The sequence below is a fragment of the Silvania confinis genome, assembly GCF_025564085.1.
Taxonomy (GTDB): domain Bacteria; phylum Pseudomonadota; class Gammaproteobacteria; order Enterobacterales; family Enterobacteriaceae; genus Enterobacter; species Enterobacter confinis.
The window spans coordinates 101,024-113,338 of sequence record NZ_JAMGZJ010000075.1; the positions used below are offsets into that span (position 1 = coordinate 101,024).

At 56.5% G+C, this 12,315-nt stretch carries 9 protein-coding genes; 5 read left to right on the top strand and 4 right to left on the bottom strand.

Annotation, left to right across the window (positions count from 1 at the left end; all coding sequences use genetic code 11):
• Positions 1 to 110: 110 nt before the first annotated feature.
• On the top strand, positions 111 to 317 hold the full coding sequence (locus tag M8013_RS11525) for a DUF1107 domain-containing protein (RefSeq protein WP_271267942.1): 207 nt from the start codon (positions 111 to 113) through the stop codon (positions 315 to 317).
• 68 nt (positions 318 to 385) lie between these two features.
• Here the strand turns inward: M8013_RS11525 and paeA are convergent, their stop codons facing one another.
• On the bottom strand, positions 386 to 1,723 hold the full coding sequence (gene paeA, locus M8013_RS11530; protein WP_271267943.1) for a polyamine export protein PaeA: 1,338 nt from the start codon (positions 1,721 to 1,723) through the stop codon (positions 386 to 388).
• Positions 1,724 to 1,920: 197 nt separating this feature from the next.
• Entirely contained in the window at positions 1,921 to 2,562 is a 642-nt protein-coding gene (gene msrA / locus M8013_RS11535) for a peptide-methionine (S)-S-oxide reductase MsrA (protein WP_271267944.1), read from the bottom strand.
• A gap of 223 nt (positions 2,563 to 2,785) precedes the next feature.
• Here msrA and tamA point away from each other — a divergent pair, with 223 nt between their 5' ends.
• From tamA to M8013_RS11550, 3 genes are read left to right on the top strand one after another with little or no spacing between them, the layout of a single operon-like run.
• The gene (gene tamA / locus M8013_RS11540) at positions 2,786 to 4,519 is read left to right on the top strand and encodes an autotransporter assembly complex protein TamA (RefSeq protein WP_271267945.1); all 1,734 of its coding nucleotides are present in this window, start codon (positions 2,786 to 2,788) and stop codon (positions 4,517 to 4,519) included.
• Complete coding sequence (gene tamB / locus M8013_RS11545; RefSeq protein ID WP_271267946.1) at positions 4,516 to 8,292, top strand: autotransporter assembly complex protein TamB; 3,777 nt, start codon at positions 4,516 to 4,518, stop codon at positions 8,290 to 8,292. The genes tamA and tamB overlap by 4 nt, the downstream gene beginning before the upstream one ends.
• A 2-nt stretch (positions 8,293 to 8,294) precedes the next feature.
• On the top strand, positions 8,295 to 8,639 hold the full coding sequence (locus tag M8013_RS11550; protein ID WP_271267947.1) for a gamma-glutamylcyclotransferase family protein: 345 nt from the start codon (positions 8,295 to 8,297) through the stop codon (positions 8,637 to 8,639).
• Positions 8,640 to 8,675: 36 nt separating this feature from the next.
• On the opposite strand, the gene M8013_RS11555 is transcribed toward M8013_RS11550, so the two are convergent.
• Both M8013_RS11555 and ppa read right to left on the bottom strand, forming a co-directional pair.
• Positions 8,676 to 10,259, bottom strand: coding sequence for a methyl-accepting chemotaxis protein (locus M8013_RS11555; RefSeq protein ID WP_271267948.1), 1,584 nt, complete (start codon positions 10,257 to 10,259; stop codon positions 8,676 to 8,678).
• Between the two features lie 239 nt (positions 10,260 to 10,498).
• Positions 10,499 to 11,029 carry an inorganic diphosphatase gene (gene ppa / locus M8013_RS11560; RefSeq protein WP_271267949.1) on the bottom strand — a complete coding sequence of 177 codons (531 nt, stop codon included), beginning with the start codon at positions 11,027 to 11,029 and terminating at the stop codon, positions 10,499 to 10,501.
• A gap of 309 nt (positions 11,030 to 11,338) precedes the next feature.
• Here ppa and ytfQ point away from each other — a divergent pair, with 309 nt between their 5' ends.
• Entirely contained in the window at positions 11,339 to 12,295 is a 957-nt protein-coding gene (ytfQ, locus tag M8013_RS11565) for a galactofuranose ABC transporter, galactofuranose-binding protein YtfQ (protein WP_271267950.1), read from the top strand.
• The last annotated feature ends 20 nt before the right edge of the window (positions 12,296 to 12,315 follow it).

Sequence of the window (12,315 nt, forward strand, 5' to 3'; positions counted from 1 at the left end):
GGGTATCACCGAGTTACTGGTCTATAGTCATTGGGCAACAAAATTTGCGCTCCAGAAAGTCGGCCCAATTGTGGCGCTGCAAGAGCGTATGATTCGCAGGAGAGCATAGAATGAAAATTTTCCAACGATACAACCCGCTTCAGGTGGCGAAGTACGTAAAAATCCTGTTCCGTGGACGTTTGTACATCAAGGATGTTGGCGCTTTTGAGTTTGATAAGGGCAAGATCCTTCTGCCGAAGGTAAAGGATAAACAGCACTTTTCTGTGATGTCCGAAGTCAACCGTCAGGTTATGCGTCTGCAAACTGAAATGGCTTAACCCCGTGCTATGCAGTATGAAAAACGGCTCCCGATGGGAGCCGTTGATGTTTGTGGCGTAGCCTAAACTCAGGCCGACGCGTTCTCTTCGGCGTCCGGGAGTCTCGGTACCAGCACCGTCGGCTTGTTGTCGATGCGCGTCACCAGCAGCTGGTCGATGCGGTAGTTATCAATATCGACCACTTCGAACTTGTAGCCGGAGAACTTCACCGAATCGGTGCGTTTCGGGATCTTACGCAGCATAAACATCATAAAGCCGCCAATGGTCTCGTAGTTCCCGGACTGCGGGAACTCGTCGATATCCAGTACCCGCATCACGTCGTCGATTGGCGTCCCGCCATCAATCAGCCATGAATTCTCATCGCGCGCCACAATCTGCTCTTCCAGACCCTGGCCGACCAGATCGCCCATCAGGGTGGTCATCACATCATTAAGGGTGATTAGCCCCACCACCAGCGCGTATTCGTTCATGATCACCGCGAAATCTTCCCCGGCGGCTTTAAAACTTTCCAGCGCTTCGGAGAGGGTCAGAGTGTCGGGCACAATCAGCGTATTACGGATCTGCACGCCGCTGCTCAGGGCCAGGCTCTGATTAGCCAGCACGCGGTTCAGCAGATCTTTGGAATCCACGTAGCCGATAATGTGGTCGATATCTTCTTTACACACCAGGAACTTGGAGTGCGGATGCTGGGCAACCTTGTTCTTCAGGCTCTGCTCATCTTCGTTGAGATCGAACCAGATGACGTTTTCGCGCGAGGTCATCGACGACGGCACGGTACGGGATTCCAGTTCAAACACGTTCTCGATCAGCTCATGCTCCTGCTTACGCAGCACACCCGCCAACGCACCGGCTTCAAACACCGCGTAGACATCGTCAGAGGTGATGTCGTCTTTGCGCACCATCGGCAGCTTAAACAGGCGGAAAATCATATTTGCCAGGCCGTTGAAGAACCATACCAGCGGACGGAACACGAACAGGCAGAAGCGCATCGGGTTGATGATACGCAAAGCCACGGCTTCGGGCGCAATCATACCGATGCGTTTCGGGGTCAAATCGGCGAACAGGATGAACATACTGGTCACCAGCGTGAAGGAGAGGATAAAGCTCAGCTGCTCGGAGAGTTCAGGGGAGAAGTAGTTGGCGAACAGGCTGTAAAACACCGGAGAGAAAGCAGCGTCACCGACGATACCGCCGAGAATGGCAACCGCGTTGAGGCCAATTTGCACCACGGTAAAGAACATACCGGGGTTTTCCTGCATTTTCAGCACACGTTGTGCATTGATATTGCCATCATCGGAGAGCAACTTAAGTTTGATTTTTCGGGATGCGGCCAGTGAAATTTCTGAAATTGAGAAAAATGCACTCACGGCAATCAGACAAAGTATTAGTAAAATACTGTTTAACATAGTTTATCCGGCTTCTCGCCAGATCCTCGGAAGGGAAGTTAATTACATTTGTGTGAAAACACATTGAACACCCGCTCGTAGCGTTGAGCCGGTTATTTCAGCGGGTAGTATAGCGTAACCAACTGTAAAGCTGCCAGAGATCGCTTTTTAACCCGATCCTGCCGGGGAAGGCAGGGTCGGGTGCGCGCGTTTATCGGTTATGCCAGCTGAGGCGGCAGGCAGACGCCGATGCCGCCGATACCGCAGTAGCCGTATGGATTTTTGTGCAGATACTGCTGGTGGTCGTCCTCGGCATAGTAGAAAGGCAGCGCGGTGGCGATTTCCGTGGTCACCAGGCGATCGTCATGAGCCTCATGCATCGCCTGCTGGAAGCGCGCAAGGCTGGCACGCGCGGCGGTATCCTGCTCGGGCGTCAGAGGATAGATCGCTGAGCGGTACTGAGTGCCATGGTCATTGCCCTGGCGCATACCTTGCGCCGGGTCGTGGTTTTCCCAGAATACCTGCAGCAGCTGCTCGTAGCTGATAAGGTTCGGGTCATACACCACGCGTACCGCCTCGGCATGACCGGTCTCGCCGGAGCAGACTTCACGGTAGGTCGGATTAGGGGTATAGCCACCGGTGTAGCCTGCTGCGGTGCTGTACACGCCCGGTAGTTGCCAGTAGAGGCGCTCCACGCCCCAGAAGCAGCCCATCGCGAACAGGGCGATTGCCATGCCGTCCGGCACGTTGGTCATGGAGTGATTGTTGACGGCATGCAGGGTGGCGACTGGCATAGGGGTATTTCGTCCCGGTAATGCATCCGCCTGAGCAACAAGGTGTTTTTTATCGAATAAACTCACGGTGAGGCCTCCGGGGTGGTGATGTTTGGGTTAAGGTTGTCACGAAGCGTTTAATTGAACACAATAAACACGGTGAATGAGTCTAGATTTAAACATAAGAAATATTAGGTTGTTTAACCAATTTTCAACCCGCTAATTGGTTTTTGGGCATTATGCCGTGATACGCCGCGGAGCGGCACTTCAAGTGCTTCCAGGGTGGAAACAAGGATATTCAGGAGAAAACGTGCCAAAAATCCGCCAGTTATGTTTGGTCAGTTTATTGCTGACAAGCGGAGTCGCCAGTGCGGCGAATGTTCGTTTGCAGGTTGAGGGGTTATCCGGGGCGCTGGAAAAAAACGTACGTGCGCAGCTGTCCACGATCCAGAGCGACGAAGTGACGCCGGACCGGCGCTTTCGCGCGCGCGTCGATGATGCGATTCGCGGCGGGTTAAAAGCGCTCGGCTACTACGACCCGACCATCGACTTCGAATTACGTCCACCGCCGGCCAAAGGGCGGCAGGTGTTGATTGCCCGCGTTAAGGCGGGCGAACCGGTGCTGATTGGTGGTACTGACGTGGTGCTGCGCGGCGGGGCGCGTACCGATCGTGACTATCTCGATCTGCTGCACACCCGTCCGAAGAACGGCACCGTCCTGAATCACAGCGACTACGACGACTTCAAAAAAGATCTGACCCGCGTGGCGCTGCGCAAAGGCTATTTCGACAGCCAGTTCAATAAAAGCCAGCTCGGGGTCTCTCTCGAAAGACGCCAGGCGTTCTGGGATATCGACTACGACAGCGGCGAGCGCTACCGCTTTGGTGATGTCACCTTCGAAGGCTCGCAAATCCGCGATGAATACCTGCAGAACCTGATCCCGTTTAAAGAAGGCGACTATTACCAGTCGAAGGATCTGGCTGAGCTGAACCGCCGCCTGTCTGCGACCGGCTGGTTTAACTCGGTGGTGGTGGCACCGGAATTTGATAAAGCGCGGAAGACCAAAGTGCTGCCGCTGCACGGCGTGGTCTCGCCCCGTACCGAAAACACCATCGAGACCGGGGTCGGTTACTCTACCGACGTTGGCCCGCGCGTGAAGGCGACCTGGAAAAAGCCGTGGATGAACTCCTACGGCCACAGCCTGACCACCAACCTCAGCGTCTCGGCCCCCGAACAGCAGCTTGATTTCAGCTATAAAATGCCGCTGCTGAAAAACCCGCTCGAGCAATATTACCTGGTGCAGGGCGGCTTTAAGCGCACTGACCTCAACGATACCGAATCGGACTCCACCACCCTTGCCGTGTCGCGCTACTGGGACCTCTCCAGCGGCTGGCAGCGGGCGATTAATCTGCGCTGGAGCCTCGACCACTTTACGCAGGCCAGCGTCACCAACACCACCATGCTGCTGTATCCGGGGGTGATGATCAGCCGGACACGCTCACGCGGGGGGCTGATGCCAACCTGGGGCGATTCTCAGCGTTATTCGGTCGATTATTCGAATACCGCCTGGGGCTCCGATGTGGATTTCTCGGTGGTTCAGGCGCAAAACGTCTGGATCCGTACCCTCTACGATCGCCATCGCTTTGTGGTGCGCGGCAATCTGGGCTGGATTGAAACCGGAGACTTCGCCAAAGTCCCGCCGGACCTGCGCTTCTTCGCCGGGGGCGATCGCAGTATTCGTGGCTATAAATACAAATCCATCGCGCCGGAAGACAGCGAAGGCAAGCTGATCGGGGCCTCGAAGCTGGCCACCGGCTCGCTGGAGTATCAGTACAACGTCACCGGCAAATGGTGGGGCGCGACCTTTATCGACAGCGGTGAAGCGGTGAGCGATATCCGCCGCAGCGATTTCAAAACCGGCGCAGGCGTCGGCGTGCGCTGGGAGTCACCGGTCGGGCCGATCAAGCTCGATTTCGCGGTGCCGGTGGGTGATAAAGATAATCACGATCTGCAGTTTTACATCGGTCTGGGGCCTGAGTTATGAGTTTATGGAAGAAGATAAGCCTCGGCGTGTTGCTGTTTATCCTGCTGCTGCTGGGTGCCGTGGCGTTCCTGGTGGGGACCACCAGCGGGCTCCACCTGCTGTTTAATGCGGCCAACCGCTGGGTACCGGGGCTGGAGATCGGCCAGGTCACCGGCGGATGGCGCGACCTGCACCTGAAAAACGTCCGCTATACCCAGCCGGGCGTGGCGGTGAATGCCGGGGATCTGCATCTGGCGGTCAAGCTCGGCTGCCTGCGCGACAGCAGCCTGTGCATTAACGATCTGGCGCTAAAAGACGTCTTTGTGACTATCGATTCCAGCAAAATGCCGAAAACGGAACCGGTAGCTGAAGAAGACAGCGGCCCGCTGGATCTCTCCACGCCGTATCCGATTGCCCTCTATCGGGTGGCGCTGAACAACGTCAACCTCAAAATCGACGACACCACCGTGTCGGTGATGGATTTCACCTCCGGCCTGCGCTGGCAGGAGAAAAACCTGACCTTAACGCCCACCAATCTGCAAGGGCTGCTGATCGCCCTGCCGAAGGTGGCGGATATGGCGCAGGAAGAGATCGTCGATCCGAAAATTCAGAACCCGCAGCCGGACGAGAAACCGCTGGGTGAAACGCTGAAAGATCTGTTCTCCAAACCGGTGCTGCCGGAGATGACAGAAGTCCATCTGCCGCTGAATCTCAATATCGAAGAATTTAAAGGCGAGCAGCTGCGCCTGACCGGCGACACCGATCTGACGGTGTTCAACATGCTGCTGAAAGTGAGCAGTATCGACGGCAACATGAAGCTCGACGCGCTGGATATCGACACTAACCAGGGCAGCGTGAATGCGACCGGCAATGCGCTGTTGCGCGATAACTGGCCGGTGGATATCACCCTCAACAGCACCCTGAATATCGACCCGATAAAAGGCGAGAAGGTAAAGCTAAAAGTCGGCGGTGCGCTGCGTGAACAGCTGGAATTTGGCGTCAACCTGTCAGGCCCGGTGGACATGGTGCTGCGCGGCCAGACCCGGCTGGCAGAGGCAGGCCTGCCGCTCAACCTGGAGCTGATCAGCGAGCAGCTGTACTGGCCGTTTACCGGCGAGAAGCAGTATCAGGCTGACGACGTGAAGCTGAAGCTCACGGGAAAAATGACCGATTACACCCTGTCGTTCCGCACGGCGGTGAAAGGCGAGGGGCTGCCGTCCGCGGGCATTACGCTGGATGCGAAGGGCAACGAGCAGCAGATTAACCTCGATAAGCTGACGGTGGCGGCGCTGGAAGGCAAAACCGAGCTGACGGCGCTGCTCGACTGGCAGAAGGCGATCAGCTGGCGCGGCGAGCTGAAACTTACCGGCATCAACACCGGCAAAGAGGTGCCGGACTGGCCGTCGAAGCTTGATGGCCTGATTAAAACGCGCGGCAGTCTGTATGGCGGAAGCTGGCAGATGGACGTCCCGGAACTAAAAATCACCGGCAACGTGAAGCAGAACAAGGTCGATGTCCACGGTTCGTTAAAGGGCAACAGCTACCTGCAGTGGATTATTCCGGGCATGCACGTGGCGCTGGGGCGTAATACCGCCGACATCAAGGGCGAGCTGGGGGTGAAAGATCTGGATCTGGATGCCACCATCGATGCGCCAAATCTCGACAACGCCCTGCCGGGGCTGGGTGGCACGGCGAAAGGGCTGGTAAAAGTGCGCGGCACGGTCGAGGCACCGCAGCTGCTGGCCGATATCACCGCCAATAACCTGCGCTGGCAGGAACTGACCATCGCCCGCGTACGGGTGGATGGTGACGTCAAATCAACCGATCAGATTGCAGGGCATCTCAACCTGCAGGTCGACCGGATATCCCAGCCGGGCGTTAATCTGAATCAGGTGACGCTGGAAGCGAAGGGCAACGAGAAACAGCACGAGCTCCAGCTGCGCATCCAGGGAGAGCCGGTCTCCGGCCAGCTGCATCTGGCGGGGAGTTTTGATCGCAAAGAGACCCGCTGGAAAGGCACGCTGGATAACACCCGCTTCGCCACACCGGTGGGGCCGTGGGCGTTAAACCGGTCGATTGCGCTGGATTACCGCAACGCAGAGCAGAAAATTAGCATCGGGCCGCACTGCTGGACCAACCCGAATGCCGAGCTGTGCGTGCCGCAGACCATCGATGCTGGCGCCGAGGGGCGGGCGGTGGTGAATCTCAACCGCTTCGACCTTCAAATGCTCAAGCCGTTTATGCCGGATGCCACCCAGGCCAGCGGCGTCTTCAGCGGTAAAGCGGATGTGGCGTGGGACACCACCAAACCGGGGCTGCCGCAGGGCAACGTGACCCTGTCCGGGCGCAACGTCAAAGTGACCCAGGTGATTAACGACGCGCCGCTGCCGCTGGCGTTCGACACCCTGAACCTCACCGCCGATTTACATAATAATCGCGCCGAGCTGGGCTGGCTGATCCGCCTGGCCAACAACGGTCAGTTCGACGGTCAGATCCAGGTTACCGATCCGCAGGGTCAGCGTAATCTGGGCGGTAACGTCAATATCCGCAACCTCAACCTGGCGATGGCAAACGCCATTTTCGCCCGCGGCGAGAAGGTAGCCGGGATGCTGAGCGCCAATCTGCGGCTAGCCGGTAACGCGCAAAGCCCGCAGCTGTTCGGCCAGATGCAGCTCAACGGGGTGGATGTCGACGGCAACTTTATGCCATTCGATATGCAGCCCAGCCAGCTGGCGATGAACTTCAACGGCAAGAGTTCGACCCTCGCAGGCGTGGTGCGTACCCAGCAGGGGCAAATCAACCTCAGCGGCGATGCGGACTGGAATCAGCTTGATAACTGGCGCGCGCGGGTGGCGGCTAAAGGCAGCAAAGTGCGCATTACGGTGCCGCCGATGGTGCGGCTGGATGTCTCGCCGGATGTGGTCTTCGAGGCGACGCCAGACCTGTATACGCTGGACGGACGAGTCGATGTGCCGTGGGCGCGTATCGTGGTGCACGACGTGCCAGAAAGCGCGGTGGGCGTCTCCAGCGATGAGGTGATGCTCGACAAAGATCTGAAGCCGGTAGAAACCCAGCGGGCGGCGATCCCGATCAACAGCAATCTGATTGTGCACGTCGGCAACAACGTGCGCCTGGATGCCTTTGGTCTGAAGGCGAGGCTGACGGGCGATCTGAAAGTGGCGCAGGATAAACAGGGGCTGGGCCTGAACGGGCAGATCAATATTCCGGAAGGGCGCTTCCACGCCTATGGCCAGGATCTGATTGTGCGCAAAGGCGAGCTGCTGTTCTCTGGCCCGCCGGATCAGCCGCTGCTGAATATCGAGGCGATCCGTAACCCGGAGTCCACCGAAGACGAGGTAATTGCCGGGGTGCGGGTGACCGGCACCGCTGACGAGCCGAAGGCGGAGATCTTCTCCGACCCGGCGATGTCGCAGCAGGAAGCCCTGTCTTACCTGCTTCGCGGGCAAGGTCTGGACAGCAATCAGAGCGACAGTGCCGCAATGACGTCAATGTTAGTGGGCCTGGGGGTTGCACAAAGTGGTCAGGTTGTGGGTAAAATCGGCGAGACGTTTGGCGTAAGCAATCTGGCGCTGGACACCCAGGGGGTCGGTGACTCTTCTCAGGTGGTGGTCAGCGGCTATGTACTGCCGGGTCTGCAGGTGAAATATGGTGTGGGGATCTTTGACTCACTGGCGACGCTCACGTTACGCTATCGCCTGATGCCTAAGCTGTATCTGGAAGCGGTGTCTGGCATAGACCAGGCACTCGATGTGCTCTATCAGTTTGAGTTCTAGCAATGCGAATATTTGTCTACGGTAGTTTACGAACTAAGCAAGGCAACAGCCACTGGATGACCAACGCCCAGCTGCTGGGGAATTACAATATTGAAAACTACCAGTTGTACAGTCTGGGCCACTATCCAGGCGCAGTTCCGGGGAACGGAACAGTACAGGGTGAAGTTTATCGTATTGATAACGCCACGCTTGCCGAACTTGATGCCTTGCGCACCAGGGGCGGGGAATACGCTCGCCAGTTGATCCAGACGCCCTACGGTACTGCGTGGATGTACGTATACCAGCGTCCGGTCGATGGGTTAACGCGGATTGAAAGCGGTAACTGGTTAGACAGAGACCAGTACTGAAATGAACAACGCCACCCTCGGGTGGCGTTGTTTTTGTTAAGCCTCTTCCTGGCGCAGCTTGAATATCTGCACCGTGTCCAGCAGATGTTCTGCCTGGCGATGCATCGCCTTCGCGGCGGCAGACGACTCCTGAGAAAGCGTGGCATTTTGCTGCGTGGCTGCATCCATGTGGGTCACTGCGACGTTGACCTGATCGATACCGGTGCTCTGCTCGTTGCTGGCTAACGAAATCGCTTCGATCAGCTCGCTCACCTTACTGACGCTCTGCAGAATATCCGCCATCGCGGCACCGGCCTCTTTGACCTGGCCGTTACCCTCATCAATGCGGTTAACCGAGCGGTCAATAAGCCCTCTGATCTCCTTCGCCGCCGAGGCAGAACGCTGGGCCAGGCCGCGCACTTCGGCGGCCACCACCGCAAAGCCGCGTCCTTCTGTCCCTGCGCGGGCCGCCTCGACAGCGGCATTGAGGGCAAGGATATTGGTCTGGAAGGCAATGCTGTCGATCATGCTGATGATGGTGTTAATTTCGCTGGAAAAATCATGGATTTCGCTCATGGTCTGCACGGCGCGCTCCACGGCTTTCTCCCCCTGACGCGCCACCTGGCGGGCGTTGCGGGCAAGCTCGCTGGCGGTACGCGAATTTTCAGCGTTGCTTTTCACTACCGAGGTAAGCTCTTCCATAGAGGCTGCGGTCTGCTCCAGTGCGCTGGCCTGGGCTTCGTTACGCGAAGAGAGCTCATGGCTGCCGCTGGCAATCTGCGCCGACGTGGTGGCGATGCTTTCGGTACCGTTGCGCACACCCGAGACAATGCGGGTCAGGTTGACGTTCATCTCCTGCAGCGCATGCATCAACTCGGCAGTCTCGTCGCGTCCGGCGACGGTAAAGCGGGACTGCAAATCGCCGGCGGCCACGGTGCGGGCAATGCTCACCGCCTGCGCCAGCGGACGGGTAATACTGCGAATCAACCACCAGGTCACCAGCAGTCCGGCGGCGAGGGTCAGCGCCATGGCCAGCAGCAACAGCCATTTGGTCTGCTGGTAGCGCGCTTCGTTCTCGGTGATGGTCTGCTGGTGTAGCGCTTTAGCATGCTGCAGCGTGCGGGCCACCACCTCGTCGATCATTTTCGTCGGCTCGCGATCGATGCCGGTCACTTGCTTATCCACCCGCTGGGCGCTGGTCGCATCGCCCACCTGATAATCGGCCAGCGCCGCCAGGTACTTCTGTTCCAGCCCGGCGTGAATGTCACGCGTGGCCAGCAGCTCGCGGTTATCCATGCCGATTTTGGGCAGCAGTTCGCTCAACGTGGTTAACAGCGCCTGTGTTTCCTGACTTTCACGGCTAAAGGCGGTTCTGTACTTATCAAACGCCTCTTGCCCCTGGGCACCGCGCAGCAAGGTGTTCTTCCACTCCTGCACCTGGATTTTGAACTGCACCTGGGCATTGCGCGCGGTATCAATGCTTTCGGTGATGGTCTGCTCCATCGTCATGATCTGTTCTTGTTGGGCCAGGCTATTGCTGTTAATCGCCAGCCCGCGCAGGCCGATAAACAGCGTAGCAAGCAGCAACAGCGAGGCCAGCAGCCCCAGGCGTTGGCCTATGGTAAGTGAATTGAGTTTCATCTGTAGCGGGCATTTCCTGTGTAATAAAGCGATCGCGATCACGTGACGAGGGTATCGACCCGCCGCGGGCAGACTTTAAGGGCGCACAAGAAGGTTAAGGCAGGGTAAAAGCACTATCTGATTAATATGAATAGAGAAAAGTTATTTGTGACATTTTTGTGACATTTGCGATCGTTGGCTTTCACCGCCGTTAAGCCAAAAAAAACCCCGACGAATCGGGGCTTATTCAACCGGAAGCATTACTTCTTCTTCGCGCGCTCGAAAGAGGCAACGATTTCAGCTTTAGCGGCTTCGGCATTGTCCCATCCGTCCACTTTCACCCATTTGCCTTTCTCGAGATCTTTGTAATGCTCGAAGAAGTGGGTGATCTGCGCTTTCAGCAGTTCTGGCAGGTCGTTCACATCGTTGATGTGATCGTACTCTTTGCTCAGTTTGGTGTGCGGTACCGCAACCAGCTTCGCATCTTCACCGGCTTCGTCGGTCATTTTCAGTACGCCAACCGGACGGCAGCGGATCACTGAGCCTGGCTCCAGCGGGTATGGCGTTGGGACCAGCACGTCTACCGGATCACCATCCAGAGACAGGGTGTGGTTGATGTAACCGTAGTTGCACGGATAGAACATCGCGGTAGACATGAAACGGTCAACGAACAGTGCGCCGGTGTCTTTGTCGATTTCGTATTTAATTGGATCGGCGTTTGCTGGGATCTCAATAACTACATAGATGTCTTCCGGCAGTTCTTTACCCGCAGGGACGTTGAGTAAGCTCATGTCTGTGTCCTTCAAAATGATTGGTAAACAAGTGGCGAGTATTATAGCCAACTGGCGACGAATGTCTTCGCTTGTTTTCTCCCGTTCCCGGTTCTGCGCGCCCTTTTCAGCCTCTTCTGATGACAGGAATATCCATAAACTCAGCCGCATTTTTAATGGGTGAATGAAAGCGATTACAAAGTTGTGATTAACGTTTTATTCACTTTTCCGAAGTGTGATGTAACACACTCCGTTACATCCCGCATTGTCTATAGTTTTTTCGCGGAACATCTTTTAACCAACAATAACCTGGACTACGAGGGTATCACTATGTGGAAGCGCTTACTTCTTGTCACAGCAGTTTCGGCAGCCATGTCGTCTATGGCGATGGCCGCCCCATTAACCGTAGGATTTGCGCAGGTCGGCTCGGAATCAGGCTGGCGCGCAGCGGAAACCAACGTCGCGAAAAGTGAGGCCGAAAAACGCGGTATCACGCTGAAAATCGCCGATGGTCAGCAAAAACAGGAAAATCAGATCAAAGCGGTACGCTCGTTTATCGCCCAGGGCGTTGATGCCATCTTCATTGCGCCGGTGGTGGCAACAGGCTGGGAACCGGTTTTAAAAGAAGCTAAAGATGCAGAAATTCCGGTCTTCCTGCTCGATCGTTCCATCGATGTAAAAGACAAATCTCTCTATATGACCACCGTTACCGCCAACAACGTGCTGGAAGGGCAATTGATCGGTGAGTGGCTGATCAAACAGGTGGCGGGTAAGCCGTGTAACGTGGTTGAGCTGCAGGGTACCGTGGGTGCCAGCGTGGCGATTGACCGTAAGAAAGGCTTCGCTGATGCGATTGCCAAAGCCTCCAACATCAAGATTATCCGCTCTCAGTCCGGCGACTTTACCCGCAGTAAAGGGAAAGAAGTCATGGAGAGCTTTATCAAAGCCGAGAACAACGGCAAAAACATCTGCATGGTTTACGCCCACAACGATGACATGGTGATCGGCGCGATTCAGGCGATCAAAGAAGCGGGTCTGAAACCGGGTAGCGATATCCTGACCGGCTCTATCGACGGCGTGCCGGACATCTACAAAGCGATGATCGACAAAGAAGCCAACGCCAGCGTCGAGCTGACCCCGAATATGGCTGGCCCGGCGTTTGACGCGCTCGAGAAATTCAAGAAAGACGGCACCCTGCCGGAAAAAGTGACCATCACCAAATCCACCCTTTACCTGCCTGATACCGCGAAAGAAGAGTTAGAGAAGAAGAAAAATATGGGCTACTAAGCTCCAATAAAAATGCCGGG